25 protein-coding genes are annotated in these 26,223 nt (G+C 66.4%); 4 read left to right on the forward strand and 21 right to left on the reverse strand.

Translation table 11 applies throughout. From position 1 onward, the window contains the following. Positions 1-86: 86 nt before the first annotated feature. The 3 genes from HLH36_RS11385 to HLH36_RS11395 form a co-directional block, all read right to left on the reverse strand. Positions 87-809, reverse strand: coding sequence for a glycosyltransferase family 25 protein (locus tag HLH36_RS11385; protein WP_182986494.1), 723 nt, complete (start codon positions 807-809; stop codon positions 87-89). Between the two features lie 103 nt (positions 810-912). Continuing rightward, positions 913-2,064: a UDP-galactopyranose mutase gene (gene glf, locus HLH36_RS11390; protein WP_182986495.1), complete on the reverse strand. Its 1,152-nt coding sequence runs from the start codon at positions 2,062-2,064 to the stop codon at positions 913-915. Between the two features lie 101 nt (positions 2,065-2,165). Continuing rightward, positions 2,166-3,059 (reverse strand): DMT family transporter, encoded by an 894-nt coding sequence (locus HLH36_RS11395; protein ID WP_182986496.1) that lies wholly within the window; start codon positions 3,057-3,059, stop codon positions 2,166-2,168. Positions 3,060-3,209: 150 nt separating this feature from the next. Here HLH36_RS11395 and HLH36_RS11400 point away from each other — a divergent pair, with 150 nt between their 5' ends. After that, on the forward strand, positions 3,210-5,456 hold the full coding sequence (locus tag HLH36_RS11400) for a S9 family peptidase (RefSeq protein WP_182986497.1): 2,247 nt from the start codon (positions 3,210-3,212) through the stop codon (positions 5,454-5,456). Positions 5,457-5,477: 21 nt separating this feature from the next. Here the strand turns inward: HLH36_RS11400 and HLH36_RS11405 are convergent, their stop codons facing one another. Further along, positions 5,478-6,113 (reverse strand): GNAT family N-acetyltransferase, encoded by a 636-nt coding sequence (locus HLH36_RS11405; protein WP_246376749.1) that lies wholly within the window; start codon positions 6,111-6,113, stop codon positions 5,478-5,480. Between HLH36_RS11405 and HLH36_RS11410 the strand changes: the two genes are divergently transcribed. From HLH36_RS11410 to HLH36_RS11420, 3 genes are read left to right on the forward strand one after another with little or no spacing between them, the layout of a single operon-like run. Next, positions 6,094-6,639 carry a GNAT family N-acetyltransferase gene (locus HLH36_RS11410; RefSeq protein WP_182986498.1) on the forward strand — a complete coding sequence of 182 codons (546 nt, stop codon included), beginning with the start codon at positions 6,094-6,096 and terminating at the stop codon, positions 6,637-6,639. The genes HLH36_RS11405 and HLH36_RS11410 overlap by 20 nt on opposite strands. A 15-nt stretch (positions 6,640-6,654) precedes the next feature. Beyond that, the gene (gene alkB / locus HLH36_RS11415) at positions 6,655-7,335 is read left to right on the forward strand and encodes a DNA oxidative demethylase AlkB (RefSeq protein WP_220792807.1); all 681 of its coding nucleotides are present in this window, start codon (positions 6,655-6,657) and stop codon (positions 7,333-7,335) included. 54 nt (positions 7,336-7,389) lie between these two features. Next, a complete protein-coding gene (locus HLH36_RS11420; protein ID WP_182986590.1) occupies positions 7,390-8,703 on the forward strand; it encodes an Hsp70 family protein in 1,314 nt (437 codons plus the stop codon). Positions 8,704-8,898: 195 nt separating this feature from the next. On the opposite strand, the gene HLH36_RS11425 is transcribed toward HLH36_RS11420, so the two are convergent. The 17 genes from HLH36_RS11425 to HLH36_RS11505 all read right to left on the reverse strand — a co-directional run bounded on the left by HLH36_RS11425 (position 8,899) and on the right by HLH36_RS11505 (position 26,119). After that, positions 8,899-9,645: a response regulator transcription factor gene (locus HLH36_RS11425; RefSeq protein WP_182986500.1), complete on the reverse strand. Its 747-nt coding sequence runs from the start codon at positions 9,643-9,645 to the stop codon at positions 8,899-8,901. Between the two features lie 430 nt (positions 9,646-10,075). Then, entirely contained in the window at positions 10,076-10,888 is an 813-nt protein-coding gene (gene thiD, locus HLH36_RS11430; RefSeq protein WP_182986501.1) for a bifunctional hydroxymethylpyrimidine kinase/phosphomethylpyrimidine kinase, read from the reverse strand. An 18-nt stretch (positions 10,889-10,906) separates the two neighbouring features. Next, on the reverse strand, positions 10,907-12,265 hold the full coding sequence (glmM, locus tag HLH36_RS11435; RefSeq protein ID WP_182986502.1) for a phosphoglucosamine mutase: 1,359 nt from the start codon (positions 12,263-12,265) through the stop codon (positions 10,907-10,909). A gap of 30 nt (positions 12,266-12,295) precedes the next feature. Then, positions 12,296-13,339, reverse strand: a complete 1,044-nt coding sequence (folP, locus tag HLH36_RS11440; RefSeq protein WP_182986503.1) for a dihydropteroate synthase — start codon at positions 13,337-13,339, stop codon at positions 12,296-12,298. Positions 13,340-13,440: 101 nt separating this feature from the next. After that, complete coding sequence (ftsH, locus tag HLH36_RS11445) at positions 13,441-15,375, reverse strand: ATP-dependent zinc metalloprotease FtsH (protein ID WP_275943790.1); 1,935 nt, start codon at positions 15,373-15,375, stop codon at positions 13,441-13,443. Between the two features lie 197 nt (positions 15,376-15,572). Beyond that, entirely contained in the window at positions 15,573-16,838 is a 1,266-nt protein-coding gene (gene tilS / locus HLH36_RS11450; protein ID WP_182986505.1) for a tRNA lysidine(34) synthetase TilS, read from the reverse strand. Positions 16,839-17,100: 262 nt separating this feature from the next. Continuing rightward, positions 17,101-18,051, reverse strand: coding sequence for a tetratricopeptide repeat protein (locus tag HLH36_RS11455; protein WP_246376751.1), 951 nt, complete (start codon positions 18,049-18,051; stop codon positions 17,101-17,103). A gap of 229 nt (positions 18,052-18,280) precedes the next feature. After that, positions 18,281-18,757: a peptidoglycan-associated lipoprotein Pal gene (gene pal / locus HLH36_RS11460; protein WP_182967716.1), complete on the reverse strand. Its 477-nt coding sequence runs from the start codon at positions 18,755-18,757 to the stop codon at positions 18,281-18,283. 246 nt (positions 18,758-19,003) lie between these two features. Then, a complete protein-coding gene (gene tolB / locus HLH36_RS11465) occupies positions 19,004-20,377 on the reverse strand; it encodes a Tol-Pal system beta propeller repeat protein TolB (RefSeq protein ID WP_182986506.1) in 1,374 nt (457 codons plus the stop codon). Positions 20,378-20,421: 44 nt separating this feature from the next. After that, positions 20,422-21,414, reverse strand: coding sequence for an energy transducer TonB (locus tag HLH36_RS11470; protein ID WP_182986507.1), 993 nt, complete (start codon positions 21,412-21,414; stop codon positions 20,422-20,424). Positions 21,415-21,440: 26 nt separating this feature from the next. Continuing rightward, positions 21,441-21,884 carry a protein TolR gene (tolR, locus tag HLH36_RS11475; RefSeq protein WP_182967710.1) on the reverse strand — a complete coding sequence of 148 codons (444 nt, stop codon included), beginning with the start codon at positions 21,882-21,884 and terminating at the stop codon, positions 21,441-21,443. A 3-nt stretch (positions 21,885-21,887) separates the two neighbouring features. Next, on the reverse strand, positions 21,888-22,604 hold the full coding sequence (gene tolQ / locus HLH36_RS11480) for a protein TolQ (protein WP_182986508.1): 717 nt from the start codon (positions 22,602-22,604) through the stop codon (positions 21,888-21,890). A gap of 190 nt (positions 22,605-22,794) precedes the next feature. Beyond that, entirely contained in the window at positions 22,795-23,199 is a 405-nt protein-coding gene (ybgC, locus tag HLH36_RS11485; RefSeq protein ID WP_220791518.1) for a tol-pal system-associated acyl-CoA thioesterase, read from the reverse strand. Next, positions 23,196-24,242 carry a Holliday junction branch migration DNA helicase RuvB gene (gene ruvB, locus HLH36_RS11490; protein ID WP_182986509.1) on the reverse strand — a complete coding sequence of 349 codons (1,047 nt, stop codon included), beginning with the start codon at positions 24,240-24,242 and terminating at the stop codon, positions 23,196-23,198. The genes ybgC and ruvB overlap by 4 nt, the downstream gene beginning before the upstream one ends. After that, the gene (ruvA, locus tag HLH36_RS11495; protein WP_182986510.1) at positions 24,239-24,856 is read right to left on the reverse strand and encodes a Holliday junction branch migration protein RuvA; all 618 of its coding nucleotides are present in this window, start codon (positions 24,854-24,856) and stop codon (positions 24,239-24,241) included. Before ruvA ends, ruvB begins: the two co-directional genes overlap by 4 nt. Further along, the gene (gene ruvC, locus HLH36_RS11500) at positions 24,853-25,359 is read right to left on the reverse strand and encodes a crossover junction endodeoxyribonuclease RuvC (RefSeq protein WP_182986511.1); all 507 of its coding nucleotides are present in this window, start codon (positions 25,357-25,359) and stop codon (positions 24,853-24,855) included. Before ruvC ends, ruvA begins: the two co-directional genes overlap by 4 nt. 10 nt (positions 25,360-25,369) lie before the next feature. Next, a complete protein-coding gene (locus HLH36_RS11505) occupies positions 25,370-26,119 on the reverse strand; it encodes a YebC/PmpR family DNA-binding transcriptional regulator (RefSeq protein WP_182986512.1) in 750 nt (249 codons plus the stop codon). Positions 26,120-26,223 lie beyond the last annotated feature (104 nt).

Consider the following 26,223-nt stretch of genomic DNA (forward strand, 5'->3'; position numbering starts at 1 on the left):
ATGTACGGACGAGGCCCCCTCTTCCAAATCCCCCACAAAGGAGCCGACCGAGCCTTTGTCCTTCGAGTGAAATATGAATTCTTGTGCTATTTGTTCAGGCTCTGTGCCGACTCGTTATCGGTCAGGCACAATGGCGGCAAGCACGTATAAGCCTTCATTTCCCGATAATGCATATTCATCAGGTGATCGATCGAACTCGCCGGAATGATCCGGCTATCCAGGGAAGGATAGGTGATATTGATCGTCTGCATCGGCAGGCAACACCTGATCATCTTCTCCGCCCCCAGGGGCGAAATCGCGTAGCCGCAGATTCCAAATGTATGATCAAGCCGAAATGGCAGAGACGATACGTTCATCTCACCAAACGAATGAATGCCTGCCCGGACAGACTCCTGAGAAAAGGTGGCAATGCATCGGGTAATGCCGGGCAGAAGTTCGAATTGCAGGACGGTATCCGAATTGTTTCCCCACAGGATAATATCCCAGTCCTCCGGCAGGCCCGCAATGATCCGGCGGCTCTCCTGCTCAAAATTTCCGCACAGGAACGCATCGTCCTCGAAGATGTGCGCGGGAATACCCGATTGCGCGACATTCCCCCATAACGCGACATGCGTCAGACCGGACCCTACGGCCCCCTGCGTAAACCTGCAGCTTTCCTGTATGAAGCCTTTCCCTCTCAAATCATCGATATTCAACAAGGAACCGTCGATACCAGGCGCCTTGATAAAATCCCGTATATGCGCATTGGCGCTCAGGAAGCGTTCGGTACGCTCAGGCGTCCTGTCCAGACTGATAAAAAACTTCTTCATTTTCGACTCGCATTATCCAATATCGCATGAACATCTGTACCAGAATTCTTTCCCACCTCTCTCTTTCTTGACGAAGAGGGCTACTGCTTGACATTTGAGTCCCTCAATGAGGATCGACAAAAAAAGTCGGCAGAGAGAATTCCGGAGACTGGAGAGCACGATCGATCACATTACATGCATCCAGCGCTTCCTTGATGGTCACATCCATATCCAGGTAGCGATATGTGCCAAGGCGCCCAAGAAAAGAAACATTCTTCTGCTCGCGTGCCATCTCTATATAATTATCGAGCAGTATCCCGTCATTGACAAGCCTGACCGGATAATAGGGTATGTCCTTCTTGTGTGCAGACCGACTATATTCGCGAAAACATACCGTTTTTGAAAAACCGTCTTTTTCCCACGGTGCAAAATATTTATGCTCGGTTATACGCGTGTAAGGAACCTCTTCATCGCAATAATTTACGACTGCGGTTCCCTGGTAATCTCCTTCTTCGACAAAACGTTCGAAATCCAGGGTTCTGTATGCCAGATGACCAATCCGAAAATTGAAATATCGATCGATCGGGCCCGTATAGAACACATGATCGAAATCGTTTGAAATCGACTCGAAAGAGCAATTCATTCTTGTTTCAATGCCGCTTACATCCAGTATATTTCGAACGATAGCCGTGTAACCTTCCTCGGGCATTCCCTGGTATGGGTGACTAAAGTAATTATCATCATAATCGAAGCGCAACGGCAAACGCTTCAAGATGGATGCTGGAAGTTCTGCGGGATCAATGCCCCACTGCTTGCGGGTATAGCCACGGAAAAACGCCTCGTACAATTCCGGGCCGACCATCTTGAGGGCCTGCTCCTCAAAAGAGACCGGATTCACAATGGAATGGTCAGCCTTCGCTTCGATAAAGACCCGTGCTGCCTTCGGGCTCATGGTGCATCCAAAAAACTGATTGATCGTCAGCAGATTGACAGGAAGCGAATAGACATGCCCGCCCGAGATGGCCTTCACACGATTGGTATAAAGGCGAAAATTACCAAACCGTTGTATGTAGCGCCATACACGTTCATGCGCAGTGTGAAAGATGTGGGGTCCGTAGCAATGGACCATCACGCCCGTTTCCGCATCCCGTTCGGTATGACAATTGCCACCCACATGCGGCCGTTCATCCACCACAACCACCGCGTGGGCCGCCTCAGCCAGATGTCTGGCAATAACAGCGCCGCTAAAGCCCGCACCCACCACGCAAAACTTCATACCGTCTCCATCTTCCGCATGAGCAATTCTTCGGCCGGCGCACCTGTCGAAAAACCTCGTTGCTTCAGCTTGCTGGGCTCACAGGGAATTCAATCGGCGCCTTAATGCCCGGCCTTCCCCATCCGCCCCGGATGCCCATACGTATTGGTGATCACTACCCCCGCCATGACAATCGCGCCACCCAGCAAGGTACGCACACTGGGGATTTCACCAGTCAGGAAAAAGGCCAGCACCAGCGTCGCCGGCGGCAGCAGATACAGCAACCCCGCCCCCCGCGCCGCGCCCATATGGCCGACCACGAACGCCCAGGCCGCATAGCCGATGGCGGCGGGAAAGACCCCCAGTTCCAGCACCGCCGCCCAGCAACGCACTGGCGCACTCGGCAGCACCCTTAACGCCTGCGGCAACCAGGGGCTCAGACAGGCCGCCCCCGCGATCAGGATGTAGCAGATGGTCGGCAGCGCCCCGTATCGCAACACCAGCCTCTTCTGCAACGTGGTATAGAGCGCACCGCAAACCGCCGCCCCGAAGACCAGCGTCGCGCCGGACCCCAGCGAGATTCCCCCCACCTGCCCTTCTGCGATCAAAACCACGCCCGCAAAGCTGCACAGCGACCCAGCCCATCCCCAGGCCGACAGCCGCTCCCCCATCACCGCCACCGCGATCAGGGCGGCGATCAGCGGCATGGCGCTGATCAGCAGGCTGGCCGCACCGGCCGAGACGGTCACTTCCCCGGTATTGAACAGGATATTGTAAAGCGCGATTCCAATCGCGCCGCACGCAAGAATGCGCAGCCAATCGCCCCGAGCCGGCACAGGCGGGCGCGCCCACGCCAGCCAGCCCCCGGCCAGCATCGCCGCAATGACATAGCGCGCGGCAGCCAGCGGCACCGGCGGCAGATCGCGCAATGCAATCCGCACGACGGGATAGGCGCTGGCCCAGGACAGAATGGCAACGATGACGATCAGCGGCAGGAACCGCGCGACAGGAGACATGCTTCAGACTTCCATGCCCGACACGCAGCGGGCACCTCGTGTCATACCGAAACGATCCCGCCCACGCGAGAGGATAAGGCCCCCGACTTGCACCCGACGCCCCGTCAATTCATCGTCGAGCGCTTTCGACATGACAGACGGATTTCCATCATGCCTTCACTTTCCCCCGGCCGCCGCCCCCGCCGCCTGATGCGGCGCGCGGCGCTGTCCCTCCCCGGGTTGCTTCTGGCGGCAGCGGCACATGCGGCGCCCGCCGCCGGCGGCCAGTGCTACGCCGACCTCGCCGCCACGCGGAATTTCACGCTGGGCCTGCCGCGCCACGCGCAGCCAACCCCCGATGGTCGCGCGGTGTTGTTCCTGCGCAGCGGCCCGCGCGACACCACACTGCACCTGTGGCGCTTCGATCCCGCAACGGGAACCGAGACCGAACTGGCCCGCCCGACCGGCACCGAATCCCTGTCGGTCGAGGAAAAGGCCCGGCGCGAACGGGCGCGCATGTCGCTGACCGGCATCACGGATTTCACCCTCTCGGATGACGGGCAGACCGCCCTGGTCAGTCAGGGCGATCGGCTGATGCAGATCGGGGTCGCGACCAGCACGGTCTCCGACGTCCCCGGCCGTGGCTGGATCGCCCCCCGCCTGTCGCCGGACGGCACCCATGTCGCGGCGGTGCGCGACAATGACGTCCATGTCGTGACGCTGGCCAGCGGACGCACGGTACGCCTGACCCATGGCGGCAGCGAAACCCTGACCCGCGGCCTGGCCGAATTCGCCGCCGCCGAGGAACTGGCCCGCCCGGACGGGCTCTGGTGGTCGCCCGACGGGCAGACGATCCTCTATGAAGAAGCCGACTCCTCCGGCGTCGAGAAACATTACATCACCGACCCCCAGCACCCCGCCACCCAGCCGGTCGAATTCCGCTACCCGCGCGCCGGCACGGCGAATGCGCGCGTCCGGCTGGGGCTCGTGCCACGCGACGGCGGCCCGACCCGGTGGGTCCAGTGGGACAGCACCGCCTTCCCCTATCTGGCACGCGCCGTCTGGCCCAAAGGTCGCGGCCCGCTCACGCTGGTGGTGCTGAACCGCGCCCAGACCGAGGAACGGGTCCTGCGCGTCGACCCCGCCACCGGCCAGACCACGACCCTGCTCACCGAACGCGATCCCGCCTGGATCAATATCAGCCCCTCGGGCGACGGGCGCGGCCGCCCCCTGCCGCGCTGGCTGCCGGACGGCAGCGGTTTCCTGTGGGCCGCCGAACGCAACGGCCACTGGCAGTTGGAACTGCGCAATGCCGACGGCACGCTGGACCACGCGGTCACACCCACCGGCCTCCCCTTCGTCTCGCTGGACGATATCGATCCCGAAGCCGGCACCGTGACCGTCACCGCAAACCCCGACCGGACCCGCACCGCAATCTACCGCCTGCCCCTGCAAGGCGGCACGCCGGTCCTGCTGACGCCGGAAGCCGGGCTGCACGGCGCAACCTTCGCCGATGGCGGCCATACCCGCTTCATCGACAGCCTGTCGGGCGCGGACGGCAGCGCCGTCACCACCCTGCGCGACAGCGCGGGCCATGTACTGGCCACCGTGCCCACGGTCGCGGAAACGCCGACGCTGGTGCCGCATATCGAATACACGCGCGCCGGCACGCGCGACATGGACGCCATGATCATCCGCCCGGCCGACTTCCAGCCGGGACAGCGCTACCCGGTGGTGCTGTCCGTCTATGCCGGCCCCGGATACAAGGAGGTCCTGGACGCGCCACGCCTGTCCCTGGAAAGCCAGTGCATGGCCAATCACGGCTTCATCGTCGTCAGCCTGGACGGGCGCGGCACACCGGGTCGCGACCATGACTGGGAACGCGCGACCAAGAACAACCTGATCGACCTGCCGCTCCAGGACCAGATCGACGGCCTGACCGCCCTCGGCAAACGCTACCCCGAACTGGACCTGGATCATGTCGGCGTCCATGGCTGGTCGTTCGGCGGCTATTTCACCGCCATGGCCACCATCCGCCGGCCCGACGTCTTCAAGGCCGGCGTCGCGGGCGCCCCGCCGGCCGATTTCGGCGATTACGACACGGCCTATACCGAACGCTATCTGGGCACGCCGCAGGCCGACCCCGAGGGCTACCGCGTCAGCAACGTCCTCACCTACGCGCACGCCCTTTCCCGTCCGCTGCTGATCATGCACGGCCTGACCGACGACAATGTCTATTTCGAAAACACCATGAAGATGACCCAGGCCTTCATCGCCGCCGGGCGCCCCTACAATCTGCTGCTCCTGCCCGGCACCCACATGCTCACCGACCCGGTCCTGCGCGCGCATGTCGACGACGCGCGCGAGGCCTTCCTGGCGGCAACGCTGAAGGCGCCCACCCCCACCACCCTGAACTGACCGCAACGCCGTTCGCGGTTCCTATTTCCTTCCTGGCCGGTCCTCGGCCAGGAAGGCCCACCGTTCATGGTCGCGCCATTCCCCGTCGATCTTCAGATAGCGTGGAGAATAGCCCTCCCGCCGAAACCCGGCCCGCCTGATCAGCGCGATCGACGCCGCATTGCTGGGCTGGATATTGGCTTCGACCCGATGCAGGCCCAGTTGATCGAAGCCATAATCCAGTACCAGCCCCGTCGCACGCGTCATCCGGCCGGTCCGGGCATGCGCCTTCATCCCATAATAACCGAGATAGGCGCTGCAAAATGCGCCCATGACGATCTGGCTGAGCGTGAACACGCCCACCGGATCAGCAGCCCCATGCCACGCCACCAGCCCCACATCCGGCCCGGTCACCAGCCGGGCGAACCAGCTTTCGAAGCCGTCCTGACTGGTAAACGGCCGGGCCCATGGTGCGTGATAGGCCTGATTCTCCAGATTGGCGCGGATCAGTTCCCGCGCATCGTCCCGACCGACCGGACGGACAGACAATGTCGTCATCGACATCGGGACCGTGCTGCCGCAGATTTCGTCCGTATCTTTCATCCCGCCGATATAAGCATAGATATCCCACCCCCCCCAAGCCAGCCGGACCACCCGCATGCCACCCGCCTCTCCCATCGTCACAATCCGCGCCGCGCACACCACGGACCTGCCCGAAATCACGGCGATCTACGCCCATCACGTGCTGCATGGCTGTGCGTCGTTCGAGATCGAGGCCCCTACCGTCGAAGAGATGACACGACGCATGGAGACACTGCGCGCCAGGGATTTTCCCTATCTGGTGGCCGAACAGGATGGCTCGGTGATCGGCTACGCCTATGCCGGCCCCTATCACCCGCGGATCGCCTATCGCGACACGGTGGAGGACTCCATCTACCTGTCCCCCGACGCCGCCGGACGCGGGATCGGCACGGCGCTGCTGGGCGCGCTGATCGCGGAGTGCGTGGCACGAGGCTTCCGGCAGATGATGGCCCTGGTCGGCGACAGCGCGAATCTGCCCTCCATCCGCCTGCACGAACGCCACGGCTTCCGCACGGTCGGCACCCTGCAATCGGTCGGCTACAAGTTCGGACGCTGGCTGGATGTCGTGCTGCTGCAATGCGAACTGGGCAGTGGCGACCGTACCCCTCCCAACCGTCCCTGAATGGCGGGACCGGACATGCCGCCATCCCCGCCCCGTCCACTAGCAACCGGCACCCTGCCCGGCCTGGACCTGGAATCGGGCGCGCGGGATCGCGTGCTGGGGCCGGGCGTCCTGCTGCTGGCCGGACGCGCCCGCGCCACGGCTCCCGGACTGATCGCCCAGATCCAGGCCATCGCCCACGCGGCGCCCTTCCGCCGCATGACCACCCAGGGCGGCCGGACCATGTCGGTCGCCATGACCAATTGCGGCACACTGGGCTGGATCTCGGATAGCAGGGGCTATCGCTACACCACGCACGACCCGCTGTCGGGCCAACCCTGGCCCGCCCTGCCCGACATTTTCACCGCCCTGGCGGCAGAAGCCGCCGCCGAGGCCGGATATCCCGGCTTCACCCCCGACGCCTGCCTGATCAACCGCTACGAACCCGGCACCAGGCTGACCCTGCACCAGGACCGCAATGAACACGATTTCGGCCAGCCGATCGTCTCGGTCTCGCTGGGCCTGCCGGCGGTGTTCCTCTGGGGCGGTCCCGCCCGTTCGGACCGGGTGCAGCGCGTGCCGCTGGAGCATGGCGATATCGTGGCCTGGGGTGGCCCGGCCCGCCTGGCCCATCATGGCATCCATCCGCTGGCCGAGGGCACCCACGCGCTGACCGGCCGCACGCGCCTGAATCTGACCTTCCGCCGCGCCGGGTAAGGCTGTACGACACGGATGGACATCCCGATCCGCAACACCTATTCACCCGCGATGATGTCCTCTGCCCCCACGCCACGCCCCCGTGTCGGCATCGATTTCGGCACGACCAACAGCGTCGTCGTCATCGCGACCCCGGATGGCAACACCCACACCACGCGCTTCGCCTTTCCCGGCCATCCCGAAACCGAGACCTGCCGCACCCTGCTGTGCCTGTGGCAGGAGGAAGAGCGCGGACGCCTGGCCGTTCACCAGGCCATCGGCGCCGCCGCCATCGACGCCTATCTGGACGATCCGGCCGAGAGCCGCCTGATCATGTCGATGAAATCCTATCTGGCGCAGACATCGTTCCGCGAGACGCGCCTGCTGGGCCGGCGCCTGACGCTGGAAAACCTGGTCGGCTTCTTCGTCGCCGAATTGATGCGCGCCGTCGGAATCGACCCGGCCGACGTGGACGCAACGGTCGGCCGCCCGGTGCGCTTCGCCGGCGAACTGCCGGATGATGCATTCGGCGAACAGCGCCTGCGCGACGGCTTCGCCGAGGCCGGCTTCCGCAGCATCGCGGTGGCGCTGGAGCCCGAAGCCGCCGGCTGGCGCTTCGCCCGGCGGCTGGATGCGCCGGCCACGATCCTGGTCGGCGATTTCGGCGGCGGCACCAGCGATTTCTCGGTGCTGCGCTTCGATCCCGCCATCGGCCGGGCCATTCCGCTGGGCCATGCGGGCGTGGGCATCGCGGGCGACCAGTTCGATTACCGGATCATCGACAATGTCGTCTCGCCCGAACTGGGGCGCGACAGCACCTATCGCATCATGGGCGGCGCACCGCTGCCGGTGCCGATCGAATGGTACGCCAGCCTGGCGCGCTGGCACCGCCTGTCGCTGATGCGCACGCCGGCCACCCTGCGCGCGATCGACGATGTCGCACGCACCGCCTCCGAACCCGACCGGCTGCACGCGCTGGCCACCCTGGTCGCCGACCAGCAGGGCCAGGCCCTGTATCGCGCCGTCGGCACCGCCAAGGCCGAGCTGTCGCACGCCGACAGCACGATTCTGCGCTTCCACCACAAGGATATCCATATCGACCGCACGATCACCCGGGCGGCCTTCGAGGACTGGATCGCCCCCGATCTGGCACAGTTCGACGGTGCGGTGACCACGGCGCTGGAACGCGCGGGCCTGACCGAATCCGATATCGACCGGGTGTTCCTGACCGGCGGCACCTCGTTCGTCCCGGCGGTGCGCGCCCTGTTCGCGGCGCGTTTCGGCAACCAGCGGATCGATCGCGGGGGCGAGTTCGTGTCGGTCGCCGAAGGGCTGGCCCTGATGCAGGGAAACAGCGCGCACCAGCCGGACGCGCCCGCCCCATGCTGAAAAATCCTTTCAGACCTTTCGGTCTTTTCATCCGTCCTTGATTCAGATCAAGGCCGATACCCGCTGACAGTGCCATAAGGAAAGGGCGATGGGGGCATCGCATTATCCAATCATCACGCTAACTCGCAGGGTCTTCGGGCCCTGCTTTTTTTTGCGCTCTTGCCGATCCAAGCGCGTCTCCCCCAGGCCCCGTCATCAGACCACCGACAGAACCAGCTCCTCCGACGATCGGGGCGGTATCAGCACGCCGGAAGGTGGCGCGTCCTCATCGCTATCTTCCCTGAGCATGTAACCCTGCCCCCATACGGTCGTGACCACGTTCTTCGCCCCAGCCTGCTGCAATTTCTTGCGCAGCTTGCAGATGAAGACATCGATGATCTTCATTTCCGGCTCGTCCATCCCACCATAGAGATGGTCGAGAAACGCGAACTTGGTCAGGACCGTGCCCCTGCGGAGCATGAGCAGTTCCAGGATCATGTATTCCTTGCCGGTCAGGTGAACCAGCCGCCCCTTCACCGTCACTTCCCGGCTGTCCAGCGACAGCTTCACCAGCCCGGCCTGAAGCACCGGCTGGCTATAGCCTTTCGAACGGCGAACGATCGCCTGGATACGGGCGGCCAGTTCCGGCGTATCGTAGGGCCGGGTGATGTAATCGTCCGCACCGGCCGAAAAGGCCCTGACCTTGGCCTGGGCGCCGTTCAGACTGGACATGGCAACGATGGGTGTATCCAACCGCGCGGCCCTGGCCGCCCGCAGGACCTCATAGCCGTCAATATCGGGCAACACCATTTCAAGTAATGCCAGATCATAATCGTAACGACGGAGCATCTCGACCCCTTCATGGCCCGTCACGGCGTGGTCGATCATGTAGCCAACGGAGCGCAATGTGCTGGAAGTACTACGGGCCGCACTCCCATCCCCTTCGACGAGCAAGACGCGCATATTCATCAACCATTGATTGTTTGTGACTACAGTTACTACCTATAGGTGTGTAACTCTCCATAAACAATCTTTTTTAGACGGTGTTAGGGCGTCAAAATCCCATGATCACGAATATGTTATATCAAGCCTCCAGAAGCGCTTCGCTCGTGCCGGGGACAGCCATCCACGGTATATCGGCCCGTCAGACGCCAATACCGCCGAATATCGCGCACAGCGACCGGACGCTCCGCATGAACGAAGCGTGACCCCCACGTCACGTACATCGCGCGGCATTCCGCCAGAATCCAGGGAAATATGCATACGATTCCCCATCAATTCCCCGCCCGTATCGAGCGGTTCGATGGGAGGAATGAACGAGGAGCATCCGAAACGAGTCCCGCCCGGCCCCCTGGGCCGCTCTCGCTCGCCAGCCCGCATTTCGGTCAGGGTCTCAGGCGCCGGGGGCTCCCCAAGCCGAATCGACGGTCACCGCGTGATTCAGCGGCCCCGCGCCGGCTCCATATCCAGGTGCGGTCGCGATCGCGGCCCGCAGATAGCGCCGGGCCCGTTCCACTGCCGCTCGCAGGGTCAGTCCCTGGGCCAGCCCCGCGGCAATCGCACTGGCCAGCGTGCAGCCGGTCCCGTGCGTATGCCGCGTCGGCAGCCGCGTGTCCGAAAATAGGGAGATGCCCGACGATTCGCACAGCACATCGGTCAGGATATCGCCCTCCAGATGCCCCCCCTTCAGCAGCACCGCCCGCGCCCCCGCGCGCCGCAGCGTTTCGGCAGCCCGGCCCATATCGTCCACCGTGCGGATCGGATGGCCGACCAGAACCTCCGCTTCCGGCAGGTTGGGCGTCAGCAGGCTCGCCAGCGGCACCAGATCCCGCATCAGCGTCTCCACGGCATCGTCCTGCAACAGGCGCGACCCGCCCTTGGCCACCATCACCGGGTCCAGCACATACGGAACATCCGGGCGGGCCCGCACCTCCGCCGCCACCGCCTGGATCACCTCTCCCCGGTCCAGCATGCCGCTCTTGAAGGCATCCACCCCGATATCGTCCAGCACACGACGCATCTGCGCCGCCACGAAATCGGGCGGTACCGGCAGGATTCCGCTCACCCCCAGCGTATTCTGCACCGTCAGGGCCGACACCGCCGTCATGGCAAATCCGCCCAGCGCGGTCACGGCCTTGATATCCGCCTGGATTCCCGCCCCGCCGCCGGAATCGCTGCCGGCGATGACCAGGACGCGACCCTTCATGATGGCCAAGACGGTGCCCTACGCCGCTTCCTGCGCGGAACCGATCACCGCGCACATCCCGGCGACCACACGCTCCACCAGCGCCGGGTCCTCGGCCTCCGCCATCACGCGGACCAGCGGCTCGGTCCCGCTTTCGCGCAGCAGCAGCCGCCCGGCCGTCCCCAGTTCGGCCTCGGCCTGCCGGCGCGCCTCCTGCACCGCGGGTGCGTGCAACGGGCTCTTGCCGACGAAACGCACATTGCGCAGCACTTGCGGAAAGGGCGCGAACACGCGGCAGACCTCGCTGGCCGGCCGCCCCTCCTCGACCAGCACCGCCAGAACCTGCAGGGCCGCGACCAGACCGTCACCGGTGGTCGCGAAATCGGACAGCACCATGTGGCCCGACTGCTCGCCACCCAGATTGACGCCCAGTTCGCGCATCCGCTCGACGACATAGCGGTCGCCCACGGCCGTACGCACCAGTTCCAGCCCCAGCCCGTCCAGGCAGCGCGCCAGCCCCATGTTCGACATCACCGTCGCCACGACCTGCTTCGCGCTCAGCCGGCCCTGCCGGCTCCACGACCGGGCGATCAGGGCCAGGATCTGGTCGCCATCGATCAGCCGCCCCTGTTCGTCGGCAATCAGCAGCCGGTCGGCATCGCCATCCAGCGCAATGCCGATATCGGCCTCATGCGCCACCACCGCCGCGCACAGCGCCTCGGGCCGGGTCGAGCCGCAATTCTCGTTGATATTGACCCCGTTCGGCTCGCACCCGATTCGGATCACCTCTGCTCCCAGTTCCCACAGGGCGGTCGGCGCCACGCGATAGGCGGCACCGTTGGCGCAGTCGATGACGATGCGCAGCCCATCCAGCCGCCGTCCGCGCGGGAACGAGGCCTTGGCATTCTCGATATATCGGCCGGCCGCATCGTTCAGGCGCGAGGCACGGCCGATCTGCTCGGGCGTCGCCAGGCGGTCCGTCAGGTCGGCGCGCATCAACGCCTCGATCTCGGCCTCGGTCTCGTCGGAGAGCTTGAACCCGTCCGGCCCGAACAGCTTGATGCCATTATCGCCGAACGGATTGTGCGAGGCCGAGATCATGACCCCCAGATCGGCACGCAGCGAGCGCGTCAGCATCGCGATCGCAGGCGTCGGCATCGGTCCGGCCAGCGTCACGTCCACCCCGGCGGAAAGAAAGCCCGATACCAGCGCGCATTCGATCATGTAGCCGGACAGCCGCGTGTCCTTGCCCAGCAGCACGCGATGGCGATGCGTCCCGCGCATGAAGCGCAGGCCGGCGGCCTGTCCCAGTTTCTGGGCAACCTCCACCGTCATCGGGTCCTGGTTGGCCGTGCCGCGGATACCGTCGGTGCCGAACAGTTTTCTGGTCTTTGTCATCTTCCGGCTATCCCTGGTTCACCGCGCCTGTTACCTGCCCGGCTTATCGCAGGTCCACAATCCCTGCCAGACCCTCAGCGCCTGCATCATGGCCGGAACATTGTGCACGCGCAGGATGGTGTTGCCGAGTTCCAGCCCCGGCAGGCTGCTGGCGATCGTGGCCGGATCACGGTCCGAGGCCACCGGCACGCCCGCCATCTCCCCCAGCACGCGCTTGCGCGAGGTCCCCAGCAGGACCCGGCACCCCAGATTGGCCAGGATCGGCAGGCGCCGCATCATCTCGATATTCTGCGCGGCATTCTTGGCAAACCCGATGCCCGGATCGACGATGATCCGGTCCCGGGCAATACCGTTCGCCACCGCCTCGTCGATCCGCGCGGCCAGTTCGCGCGTCACGTCGACGGCCACATCGTCATAGGTGGCGAATTGCTGCATGGTCTGCGGCGTGCCGCGCATGTGCATCAGCACGACAGGGCAACCGGCATCGGCCACCACCGCCAGCGCGTACGGATCGTGCAGCAGGGCCGAGATATCGTTGATAAGCGCCGCCCCCATCCCAAGCGAAGCCGACATGGTCCCCGCATTGCGGGTATCGACCGACAGCGCCACGTCGGACTGAATCCGCAATTCCGCCAGCACGGGGGCAATGCGCGCCCATTCCTCCTCCGGCGTCACGACACCCGATCCGGGGCGCGTGCTCTCGCCGCCGATATCCAGCAGGCCCGCCCCCGCCGTGATCATGGCAATACCCGCGCGAATCGCCGCCTCGGCCCCGAAATGGCGGCCGCCATCGCTGAAACTGTCGGGGGTGACGTTCAGGATTCCCATCACCTGCGGCCCGGGCGCGAGGTCCGCCGAGGGCAGCGGCGCGGTCACGCGCGCCAGCACATCCAGCCAGTCGGCGGGCACATCCGCCGCGCGCACCATTCGCGCGGCATCGCCCTCGATCAAACGCGCCAGGGTAAAGGCTGCCGGCCCACCAGCCAGCCAGTGGGCCAGCCCCGCCTCCACCGCCCCATGGGCATCCCGCCCGAACACCAATCCTGCCGGTTCAAGCAGCCGCAACGCGTCCATCGACCTCCCGCCCCATCCTCATGGCATGGTCCTGAAACGAAAACAGACGGAGTCCCCCCGCCTGTTTCCCTACCCATCCTGCCAAATGCAGCCCGCCGACGTCAGCCCGGCAACGGAGCCGGATCGAGGCCAGCCCCGCCACCCGGCGAGGGCTGCGGCGCCGCCGGCGGCGTGGGCGGAACCGAAGACCGGCGATTCTCCGGCATCGGATCATCCACCACCACCCGCTCGATCGCCTCGCCGCGCAGCACCTGGCGGATTTCCTCGCCCGACAGGGTCTCATATTCCAGCAACGCGTTGGCCAGCCGGTGCAGGTCCTCGACATGCTCGATCAGCAGGGTCCGCGCCCGTGCATAGGCGCTGTCGATCAGGCTCTTGATCTCGTCATCGATCTCGCGAACCGTCTCTTCGGACACGTTCTTGTTCTGGGTCACGCTGTGGCCCAGGAAGACTTCCTGCCCGTTATCGCCATAGGCGATCATGCCCAGCTTGTCGCTCATGCCCCATTCCGACACCATCCGGCGCGCCAGGTCGGTCGCCATCTTGATATCGCCCGAGGCGCCGTTCGACACGTTGTCAGCCCCGAAGATGATCTCCTCGGCGGCACGGCCGCCCATGGCCAGCGTCAGCTCGCCCAGGCATTTCGCCCGGCTCTTGGAATAGCGGTCGCCCTCGGGCAGGCTCATCACCAGGCCCAGCGCGCGCCCGCGCGGAATGATCGTGGCCTTGTGCACCGGGTCGGCGCCCGGCGTCAGGATCGCGACCAGCGCATGCCCGCCCTCATGGAAGGCGGTCATCTTCTTCTCGTCCTCGCTCATGACCAGCGAGCGACGCTCGGCGCCCATCAGCACCTTGTCCTTGGCGTTCTCGAATTCCAGCATCGCAACCGTGCGCTTGCCCAGGCGGGCAGCCATCAGCGCGGCCTCGTTCACCAGGTTGGCCAGGTCGGCACCCGAGAAGCCCGGCGTGCCGCGCGCGATCACCTTGGGGTCGACATCCGACGCCAGCGGCACCTTGCGCATATGCACGCGCAGGATCTTCTCACGTCCCACCACATCGGGATTGGGCACCACCACCTGGCGGTCGAAGCGACCGGGGCGCAGCAGGGCGGGGTCCAGCACGTCGGGGCGGTTGGTCGCGGCAATCAGGATCACGCCCTCATTGCTCTCGAAACCGTCCATCTCGACCAGCATCTGGTTCAGCGTCTGCTCGCGCTCGTCATTGCCGCCGCCCAGGCCGGCGCCGCGATGACGGCCGACCGCATCGATCTCATCGATGAAGATGATGCACGGCGCGGCCTTCTTGCCCTGCTCGAACATGTCGCGCACCCGCGATGCGCCGACGCCGACGAACATCTCGACGAAATCGGAGCCCGAGATGGTGAAGAACGGCACGTTCGCCTCGCCGGCAATCGCGCGGGCCAGCAGCGTCTTGCCGGTGCCCGGCGGGCCGACCAGCAGCACGCCCTTGGGGATCTTGCCACCCAGGCGGGTAAATTTCTGCGGATCGCGCAGAAAATCCACGATCTCCTGCAGCTCGCCCTTGGCCTCGTCGATGCCCGCGACATCTTCAAAGGTCACGCGCCCCTGCTTTTCCGTCAGCATCTTGGCGCGCGACTTGCCGAAGCCCATGGCCCGGCCGCCACCCGCCTGCATCTGGCGCATGATGAAGATCCAGGCGCCGAACATCAGCAGGATCGGGGCGTAATTGATCAGATAGCGCAGGAACGGATTGGAATCGCTGTCCTGCGGCTTCGCCATCACCTCCACGCCCTTCTCGGTCAGGCGCGGGATCAGGGTCGGGTCCTGGGGGGTATAAGTCTCGAACGACGTGCCGTCCGTCAGCGTGCCGGAGACATTATGGTCCTGCACGACGACCGAGCGCACGCGCCCGTTATTCACGTCCCCGATGAAATCGGAATATGCCAGTTGCTGCGCGGCATGCTGCGTGCTTCCTGGCTGGAAGACGTTGAACAGCAACAGCAGCAGCACGATAATGATTACCCAGAGGGCCAGGTTCCGGCCAAAATTGTTCATCTTGCCCATTGTTCCATACGCTTGACGCCACCCGGATTCCGCCTGGTGCCGAAACACGCAGGTAAGGCCCCCTTCTGACCGGCAGCCAGACGCCTTCTCTACCTCGATTTAGCCATACATAGGCCGTTCGGGCGACATTCACACCCCCACACAGGGTCTTTATTGCCCCCGGGCACGAAAATCCGCCTGCCCACCGGTCAATCGCCCCCCACGAAACGCCCCGCCTCGGCCGCCACCGCGCCGGGCCGCAGCGTCAGCCGCACCCCGGCCAGCGCCGGATCATGACAGATCCCCATCGTCGGCACCCCGACCACCTGCCCGGCGCGCAACAGGGCCGGCACGGTACGCAGCGCACGGGCCGGCCACGGCGCCTTCCAGTCCAGGGACGGCATCCACCGCCCCGGCGGCCCCGCCGGCCCGACCGACACCCCCCGCAGATCGGCCCCGCGCGGCGCTGACAGCACAAAGCGCCCGTCCCACACACATCCTTCCGCCGCCGGGATGGGTGCCTGCATCGCCGCCTCCTCGCGCAGCAGCAGCCAGCGCAGCCCGGCGCGGCGCAGGGCCGCACCGGTCGCCACCAGGCAACTCCCGGCCAGCGTGGCCGGCCGCGGATCGGCACAGAGCGCCGCCACCGCCCGCGCGGGCGGCAGATAATCCCGCCCCGAGACCGCGCGCAGCAGGAAGGCCAGCGCACGCGGGCAAGCCGGGTCTTCCGCCAGCGCCACCCAGCCGCCCTCGGCAACGGTCACACCGCGCGCCAGCCACAGCGCCTGTTCGGCATCCCGCACCATGCGCGCAATCCCCGCCTCCCGCGCCTCCGCCCGCAGCCGCATCACCGCCGGCGGATCGGCGCACAGCGTGGCCCGCAGACGGGCGCGCTCGGCCCGCCGGTCGGCGTTCGAAGGATCTTCCACCCATTCCAGCCCCGCGCGCCGCAGCGTACCGCGCAAGGTCGCCGGCTCGATATCCAGCAATGGGCGTACCAGGCGCAGGTCCCCGGTAAACGTCACCGCGCCCATGCAGGCCAGACCGTCCGGCCCGCTGGCGGCACGGCGGCGGATCAGCATGGTTTCCGCCTGGTCGCGGGCATGATGGCCCAGCAGCAGGTCGACGATGCCCGCCCGGCGACAGGCGGCGGAGAGGGCCGCATAGCGCGCACGCCGCGCCCGGTCGGCCATGCCGGAGCCGGGCCGCAACCCCTCCAGCACCAGGATCTCGGCAGGAATGCCCAGCCGCGCCAGACGGTCGCGGGTCAGGCGCGCCTCGGCGGAAGCCGCCGGACGCAATCCATGATCGACGATCAGCGCCCGCACCGCCCGGCGCCATCGCCCCGCCAGATAGGCCAGACAGAGACTGTCCGCCCCGCCCGACACCGCAATACCCACCTCCGGCATGCCCGCCCCATCCGGCACCCAGGGCCCCAACCCCGCCATGATGGCGGCAAACCGGCCATCATCCATAATCCAGCCACCCTCGGAGTCCCTCTCGACGGCCGGGCTCAAGAGCGTGACCGGAGATGTGGGCTGGCGAGCGGAGAGCGGCCCGCAAGGCCAGGCTCAGGAGCGTGACCGGAGATGCGGGCTGGCGAGCGAGAGCGGCCCGCAGGGCCGCGCCCGGCGTGCGTTTCCGAGCACCGGAGCGGAGCGGCCTTGATGGCCGTGAGCACCGGAGCACAGGAAACGCGCGTCGGATCGCCGCCAGCGCGCATCTCCGGTCACGCTCTCAGTGGCATCCGGCGCGGGTGCGATAGGCCGCCTCGGCCGTCTTGACCCGCGGCGCCGGCGACGGGAACTCGCTCTTCAGCTTGGCCAGGGCCTGGCATGCCGAATTCTTGTCCCCCAGCGCCAGCAGCGACGCCGTCACGCCCAGCAGCGCGTCCGGCGCCCGGCCGGAGCGCGGCGAGCGGTTATAGGTATCGTAATAGGCTACGGCCGACTGCCGATACTGCTTCTGTCCGGCCAGCGACTGCGCCAGCAGGAATTGCGCATCGATCTGCAACGGGCCGCGCGGACCGGCCAGCACCTGCTTGGCGGCCGCCTGCGCCGCCGCATAATCCCCATGCATCAGGGCCGCATTGCCGTCCCGCAGCACGGTTTCGGGCGTGGATTTGGCCGCTGGCGCCTCCCCGGCGCCGGCGGCAGCCGGGCCTGCCTCGGCAGGGGTCGCATCCGGCCCGGCCGCCGGTCGGGGCGCCGGGTGGCCACCATTCTGCATGGCGAAATTCATGTCGTCGATCTGCTTCGCCAGGGTCGCATTCTGCTGCTGCACCTGGTTGGTCAGTTGGTCGAGCTGCCCGCGCATGTCGCGCACCTGCTGCTCCAGGGTCATCACCCGGTCCAGCAATTGCGCCGTCAGGTCGCCACCGGCCGGCGGGCCGCCATTGCCGCCAGCCTCGGGCGCGGGCGGCGGAAGGATGCCATTGCCCTGCCCGTTCCCCTGTCCCTGGCTCCAGGGCGCCGCCGACTGCATCTGCGAAAGCTGCTGGCGCAGATCCATGATCTGGTTCTGCAGCGCGATCCCCTCACGACTCGTCATCTGCTCGGTATCCTGCGCCCGGACCGCCAGCGGCGACAGGCCGGCCAGCAGGGTCAGGATCGCCAGCCCCCTTGCGCGCGGGGCCAGCCCCCCGCGATGTCGAAACGGCGAAAAAGGGCGGAAGGCAACAGACCGCATGATACGGATGTCTCCATGAACGCACCGCCGCCGGCCGGACCAATGCCGATCGCCGGGCGCGACGATACGAGGTCATAAACGCCACCTCTTATGCACGCCCTCCCCGAAGGCGTGAAGAGATCACGCACGATCCAGCCATGAAGAAGAGGCAACGATAAAATAAAAAAGCCGGCCAGGCGAAACACCTGGCCGGCTTCCTTCAGCCGAACGAACGCGTCGGCCGGTTCGCTCAGCGAACCGACGTGATGCTGTTGCGGTTCTGGGCCCAGGCTTCCTCATTGTCACCCGTCGCGGTCGGACGATCCTTGCCGTAGGAGATCGTCGTGATGCGCGAGGCGGCAACGCCCTTGGCCACCAGGTAGTCGCGCGCGGCGTTGGCACGACGCTCGCCCAGGGCGATGTTGTACTCTTCGGTGCCACGATCGTCACAGTTGCCGGCAAGCTGCACGGTAACCTGCGGATACTTCGCCAGCCAGGCGGCCTGGCGGTCCAGCGTCGCCTGGGCTTCGCTGGACAGGTTGTTCTTGTTCAGCTCGAAGAAGACGCGATCGCCGACATTGGCGACCAGATCGGCTTCACTGCCGGGCGTCACGCCGGTGCTCTGGGCGGCAGCACCGGTTCCGGTCGTGGCGCCCTTGTTCGTATCGTCCGAGCACGCCGCGAGAAAAACGGCCATGCCAAGCGCACCAAGAAGCTTCAGTCTCATTGGTTGTAGATCCTGAGATCGGTTCCCGCACGGAACCATATGATTAAGTTGCCGGTAAGCTTTATCTGGTTCCGATACTCGTTTTGTTCCGTCAACAACCCGACGACAGAACTATACGAACAGTGGAGCCCACTCGCCCGTTAGCGCCAGACATGACAGACCGTCAAGATGCCCGTAACACATGCCGGGCATCTTGTTTTGTACATCGGCCTGAAAAGCACAGTAACGCGCCTTTTCGACGTCTTTTCAGCCGTTCAGCGGCGACCAGGCCGGGTCGGATGCCATGCCGGCCGCCGGGATCGAGCGCTCGTGGAAGCCGGTGATGTCGATCGTGCCGATCGAGGACGAGAACCCCGCTCCCCCGGCTCCCGCCGCCGTCTGGCGGCAGAAGGCCAGCACCCGGCCATTGGGGCAGAAGGTCGCCGTATCCACGGTAAAGCCCTGGGTCAGGATGCGCTCGCCAGTACCGTCGGGCGCCATCACGCCCAGCGAGAAGCTGCCATTGGCAATGCGGGTAAAGGCGATCAGGTCGCCGCGCGGCGACCAGACCGGCGAGCCATATATGCCATTGCCGTAGGAAATCCGCTTCGCCCCACCCCCGCCGGCACTCATGATGTAAAGCTGCGGCGTACCCCCGCGATCGGAATTGAAGACGATCTGCGACCCGTCGGGGCTGTAGCACGGGCTGGTATCGATGGCGCCGGAACTGGTGAGCTGCCGCTTGCCGCGCGAGGCCAGGTCGACCGAATAGATGTCCGATCCCCCGCCGCGCGTGACGGACATGATGACCGTATGCCCATCGGGCGCGAAGCGCGGCGCGAACGAGATCCCGTCGAAATCGCCGAGCAGCTGCTGCCGCCCCGTCGCCAGGTTCAGCACGTACACGCGCGGACGGTTGTTGGCGTAGGACATGAACGCAAGCTGGTCGCTGACCGGGCTGAAGCGCGGGGTCAGGGTCAGCCACTGGCCGCCGGACAGATAATGGCTGTTGGCGCCATCCTGGTCCATGATCGCCAGCCGGGTGATCTGGTGCGCCCGCGGGCCGGACCGCGCGATATAGGCAATCCGCGAGTTGAAATATCCCTTCTCGCCCAGCAGCCGTTCATAGATCACGTCGGCGATGATATGCGCGATCTTGCGCGCGTCGCCGGCCCCGGCGGTGTAGGCCGTGCCCTGGATCTGCTGCCCGGTCAGCACGTCCCACAGCCGGAACTCGACGCGCAGTCCCCCGGCGCCCGTGGTGGCGGTGCCGCTGACCAGCGCCCGCGCGCCCAGCGATTTGTAGGTGCCGAAATCCGGCACGCCGACCGGCAGCGCACCATTGATCGGGGCGAATAGGCCGCAATTGCCCAGGTCGCCGGAAATCACGCTGCTGACCAGTTGCCCCGCATCGCCGCCCAGCACCGGAATGACGATGGGAATCGGCGCCGTGCGCGCCTGGTCCACCGTGATCTCGGCCGCGCCCGGCGCGCCGGGCGCGGCCTGGGCCAGCGCGGACAGCGGCATGGCCAGGACACCGGTGGCGGCGGCTCCAGCCCCGAGCAGGGCGCGGCGGCCGAAATGGGTCGCCAGCAGCGAGGCCTCGACATCGGAAATCAGCGGAAGGTCACTCGGACGCATGGTCTTCTCCTCGAACGCACCGACGGGGCAGCGCCTGGGCTGCCTCACGGACGGAAAACGAATTTGAGCTGCTGGGTTTGCCCCAGCATCGCCTTGGGTATGGGCAGTTGCGCGCAGGTCGGGCTCAGCACCGCCGCGCGCGCCCGTTCGGCCAGCGCGCGATAGGACGAATCGCCCGCCATCCGCGCCTGGGTCTCGGGCGCGAACTGGACGATGCGGGCCATGCCCGTGCCATCCACCGTCACCACCAGATGGGCCACGAACTGCGCGTAATCCTTCGCCGCCGTATCCTCGGTATAGCAGCGGCGGACGGCGTTCCCGATCGCCTTCTGCTCGGCCGAGTTCAGCGCATTGGTGATGTCGCCATCCGGCGCGCCGCCCCCGTCGGGCGCCCCGCCCTGCACCGGGTTCGCCCGCGCCTTCGGCGGATGGGTCTGCTTCTGGTCGGCACGGAACGCATCCAGCGTCGCCAGCAGCGAATGGGTATCCGGCACCGCCTTCTTCGCCTCGTTCGGCTGCGTGATGTGCGAGAATTGCTGCATCTTGGGCAGGGGCGCGGGCTCGGGCTGCGGCGACGGCGGCGCCGCTTCATGCGACGGCACGGGCGGCGACGGCAGGGAAGGCGGTGTCGGCACGGCATCGGGCGACGGCTGCTCGACCTTGGGCGGCACCGGGGTATCGGGCAGCTTCGCCGGCGGCGTCTCCGGCGGCGGCGGCATGGGCGGCGGCGGAGGCGGCGGCGGGGCCGCTTCCTCGTTCGGCGCCTTGACCGGCGGCGTCGGGGCCGGCGGGGCCTCCTGCGGCACGGGGGCCGGGGCCGGCGCGGGCTTGGGCGCCGGCCTGTCCGCCTTGTGCGGCGTACCGCCGCTGTCCGAGGGGGCGAACTCCATCTCGATGGTCGGCGGCGGCGGCGGCTCGGGCGGCACGGAAACCGGCAGCCCCAGCAGCACGGCCGCCAGCAGCACCATATGCGCGACGCCGGATGCGACGATCGACCGCCGCATCAGGTTACGTTCGGAACGACGCGGCGGAACCACGATTGCGGCTCTCCTACCCGATGGCGTCAGGGCGCGCCGCCGCCCGAAGGCGGCTGCTGGGCCAGAAGGGCGACATGGGTAAAGCCGCCGGCGGTGATGCGGCCCATCACCTCCATCACGCGCCCATAATCGATATGCGAATCCCCACGCACGAAGATACGGTGCGACGGGTCGTTCTGCGCCGCCGCACGCAACTGGTCCACCAGTTGGTCCGACGACACCGGATTGTCGCCCAGATACAGCGCGCCATCACTGCGGATGGACACCGTGATCGGCTTGGTGTCGGCATTGACCGGCGCCGCATCGGTCTTCGGCAGGTCCACATTCACGCCGCTGGTCATCATCGGCGCCGTCACCATGAAGATGATCAGCAGCACCAGCATGACGTCGACCAGCGGGGTGACGTTGATGTCCGACATGGGGCGGCGACGCCCGCGGCGGCCGCCCCCTCCACCGAGGGAAACGCCCATGGTTCAGCCCCTTTCTTCGGACTGGCGGGACAGGATCGCGGCGAATTCGGTGCCGAACGCCGCCATCCGGTCCTCGAACAGTCCCAGATTGTTGCTGATGACGTTATAGGCGATCACCGCCGGAATGGCGGTCACAAGGCCGATGGCGGTGGCGAACAGCGCCTCGGAAATACCGGGGGCCACCACGGCCAGGTTGGTGTTGTGCATCGCCGCGATCGACCCGAACGCATGCATGATGCCCCACACCGTGCCGAACAGGCCGATGAACGGCGCCACCGGCCCGATCGTGGCCAGGAAGATCATCCAGCGGCCCAGCCGCTCCATCTCGCGCGTGATGGTGATGGTCATGGCGCGGTCGACCCGCTCCTTCACCCCGCCGCGCGCCAGGTCGATGCCGGCGATACGTGCCGAGCGGCGCCATTCACCCATCGCGGCGCCGAACACGGCCGCCATCGGATGCAGCGGCTTGGCGCCGTCGGATTCGTACAGATCGTCCAGGCTGCCGCCCGACCAGAATTTGTCCTCGAACGCCGACGCCTCGCGATTCACCCGCCGCAGGGTCACGATCTTGTCGAAAATGATGCCCCACACGACGACGCTGCTGACCGCCAGGCCGATCATCACCAATTTGACGACGATCGCCGCGTGCAGAAACAAACTCCACAGCGACAGGTCGGACGCAGCCGCGCCCAGATTCGCCGCGTTAACCGCTTGGTCCAAAAACGCCTCCTGCACCTTCCGCACACAGCTTCGGCACCCGCTCCCGACGCCGAGTCGGGGCAGTCCCACACTGCTTTCCAAACTGTTCCTTATAGGCTTCCAGGAGAAAGCAGAAGCACCCCCACGGCGGGACGCACCCGCCGCACGGAAAAAATTTCTCCCGGACAGAAACGCGGAAAAACGCCTCGCCCTAGTCCAGCAACCCGGTCAGGAGATCACGCCATAAAGGCGGAAATCGGGCAGCCCGACCGTCGGCTGCACGCACGCAGGCCAGCCGGACGTCCAGACGCGCGCAGCATATCTCCCCCAGCAGGAATTCCTGCTCCAGCCGGCAGCTGGCCGGGCCCTGTTCGATCAGGCGGGTGGTCACGGTCACGATATCGTCAAGCCGCAGCGGCCGCTTGTAGTCGATCGCGGCGCGATGGATGACGAAGGCCAGCCCGTATTCTTCCAACAGCGAAAATGCCGATCGGCCCAGCCCGCGAATCGCCTCGGTCCGCGCCCGTTCGGCAAAGGCCAGATAGCGGGCATGATAGACAACACCCCCCGCGTCGGTATCCTCGTAATAGACGCGGAACGGGATGCTGTGCTTCATCCGTCATCTCCCAGCAAAAGATCGCCCTGGTCGGCCTGGCGGGCCGGCGGCTGCAGCCCCAGATGGCGCCATCCCCGCTCGCCCAGCATCCGTCCGCGGCTGGTCCGCAGCACCAGCCCTTCCTGGATCAGATAGGGTTCCACCACATCTTCCAGCGTATCGCGGGCCTCGGCCAGCGCCGCCGCCAGCGTCTCCACCCCCACCGGTCCGCCATGATGGTGCTCGGCGATCCGCCGCAGATAGCGCCGGTCCATCCCGTCCAGCCCCAGCGAATCGACCTCCAGCCGCGACAGCGCGGCATCGGCCATCGCCCGGTCCACCGCGCCGGCACGCGAGACCGAGGCAAAGTCGCGCACCCGCCGCAGCAGCCGGCCGGCAATGCGCGGCGTCCCGCGTGACCGGCGGGCGATCTCCTCCGCTCCTTCCGGCGTCAGGTCGAATTGCAGCTTCCGCGCCCCGCGCGAGACGATCTGCCGCAACTCCTCGGGCGTGTAGAACACCAGCCGCAGCGGAATGCCGAACCGGTCGCGCAGCGGCGTGGCCAGCAGCCCGGCTCGCGTGGTCGCCGCGACCAGCGTGAAGGGCGACAGGTCGATGCGCACCGACCGCGCGGCCGGCCCCTCGCCGATGATCAGGTCGAGCTGGAAATCCTCCATCGCCGGATAGAGCACTTCCTCGATCGCCGGTTGCAGGCGATGGATCTCGTCGATGAACAGCACGTCGCGCGGCTGCAGATTGGTCAGGATCGCCGCCAGGTCCCCCGCACGCTGGATCACCGGCCCCGACGTCGCCCGGAAGCCCACCCCCAGCTCGCGCGCCACGATCTGCGCCAGCGTGGTCTTGCCCAGGCCCGGCGGCCCATGCAGCAGCACATGGTCCATCGCCTCGCCCCGCGCACGCGCGGCGGCGATGAAGATCGCCAGATTCTCGCGGCTGGCCTTCTGCCCGGTGAAATCCTCAAGCGTCTGCGGGCGCAGCCCGGCCTCGGCCGAATCCTCGTCCATCCGCGAGGGATCGACCGCGCGGGGGGGCAATTCGCTCATCGCGCCAGTTCCCGCAGGCTTTCACGGATCACCACGTCCAGGTCAGCCTCCTGCCCGGCGCCGGCCTCCTTCAGCCGCGCCAGAATCCGCACCACCACCGGCTGCGCCTCGGCCCGGCGAAAGCCCAGCCCCGCCAGCGCCAGCAGCACATCGCCCTCGACTCCGGCCGAGACCGGCCGGCCCGACAGCACCACACCGGGGCCGACGGGCAGCTTGCCCGCCTTGTCGCGCAGTTCCGTCAGAATCCGCTCGGCCAGCCGCGCCCCCACGCCCGAAACCCGCGTCAGCCCGGCCTTGTCCCCCGCCGCGATGGTGGCCGCCACCTCACCCGGCGAGAGCGCGGAGAGAATCGCCAGCGCCAGCTTGGCCCCCACCCCCTGCACCGTCGTCAGCAGCCGGAACCAGTCGCGCTCCGCCGCATCGGCAAAACCATAGAGCAGGAACGCATCCTCGCGCACCACGGTCTCCACCAGCACCCGCGCCGTTTCCGGCGGGCTGGGCAGGGCGGAAAGGGTACGGGTCGAGGCATGGACCAGATACCCCACGCCATGGACGTCGACCACGCAGCGATCGGCTTCGACCTGCCCGACCAGTCCGGTCAGTTGCGCGATCATGCCATGCGCGTCCCGCCCGCCACGCGCAGGGCACTGGCGCGATGATGCGCATGGCAGATCGCCACCGCCAGCGCGTCGGAGGCATCGGCCCGCCTGATCGTCGCCGCGGGCAGAAGGCGGCGCACCATCATCTCCACCTGCTCCTTGCTGGCGGCGCCGGTGCCGACCACCGCCCGCTTCACCGCCATGGCACCGTATTCGGAAACCGCGATCCCGGCCAGCGCCGGCACCAGCAACGCAACCCCGCGCGCATAGCCCAGCTTCAGCGTCGAGGACCCGTTGCGGTTGACATAGGTTTCCTCCACCGCCGCCTCGGCCGGCGCGAACCGATGCACCAGATCCATCAGCCCGTCATGCAGGCACCGCAGCCGTTCGGGCACCGCCACGTCGCCATCGGTCGCAATCACGCCGTCGGCGACATGGCACAGCCGGTTGCCGGCCACGTCGATGATCCCCCACCCCGTAAAGCGCAGGCCCGGATCGATGCCCAGCAGCCGGACCATCGACATCCGGTCAGGCCGACAATGTCTCGGCCACGTCGTCGGGCAGGTCGAAATTGGCATAGACGGCCTGCACGTCGTCGCTTTCGTCCAGCACGTCGATCAGCTTCAGCACGGTGCGCGCCTTTTCCTCGTCCAGCGTCACCACCGTCCCGGGCCGCCAGTCGAATTTCGCGCTCGCCGGCTCGCCAAATCGCGTCTCCAGCGCATCGCGCACCGCAAAGAAAGACTCCACCGGGCAGGTCACCTCATGCCCCTCCGCGGTGCTTTCCACATTCTCGGCGCCGGCCTCGATCGCCGCCTCCAGCATCTCGTCCTCGCTGGCGACGCTGGCCGGATAGGTGATCACGCCCAGCCGGGTGAACATGAACGACACCGAATTGGTCTCGCCCAGCGACCCGCCATATTTCGAGAACGCGGCCCGCACGTCGGATGCCGTGCGGTTGCGGTTGTCGGTCAGGGCCTCGACGATCACGGCCACGCCCGCCGGGCCGTAACCTTCGTAGCGCACTTCCACATAATCGTCGCCGCCACCGGCACCCGTCGCCTTCTTGATCGCACGCTCGACCGTGTCTTTCGGCATGTTGACCTCGCGCGCCGCCGAAATCGCGGCCCGCAGGCGCGGATTGCTCGCCGGGTCAGGCAGGCCCGACCGCGCCGCCACGGTAATCTCGCGGATCACCTTGGCAAACTGCCGGGCCCGACGCGCATCCTGCGCGCCCTTGCGATGCATGATGTTCTTGAACTGCGAATGACCCGCCATCGTCCGTCTTCTCTAACTCTTCATCAAATCGTCATCCATCACCGCCCCATCCGGCCTCCCGGAGGCTGGCCGGAAATGTGAGCTGGTGAGCGAGAGCGGCCCAC

Source organism: Gluconacetobacter aggeris (assembly GCF_014174395.1).
GTDB classification, from domain to species: domain Bacteria; phylum Pseudomonadota; class Alphaproteobacteria; order Acetobacterales; family Acetobacteraceae; genus Gluconacetobacter; species Gluconacetobacter aggeris.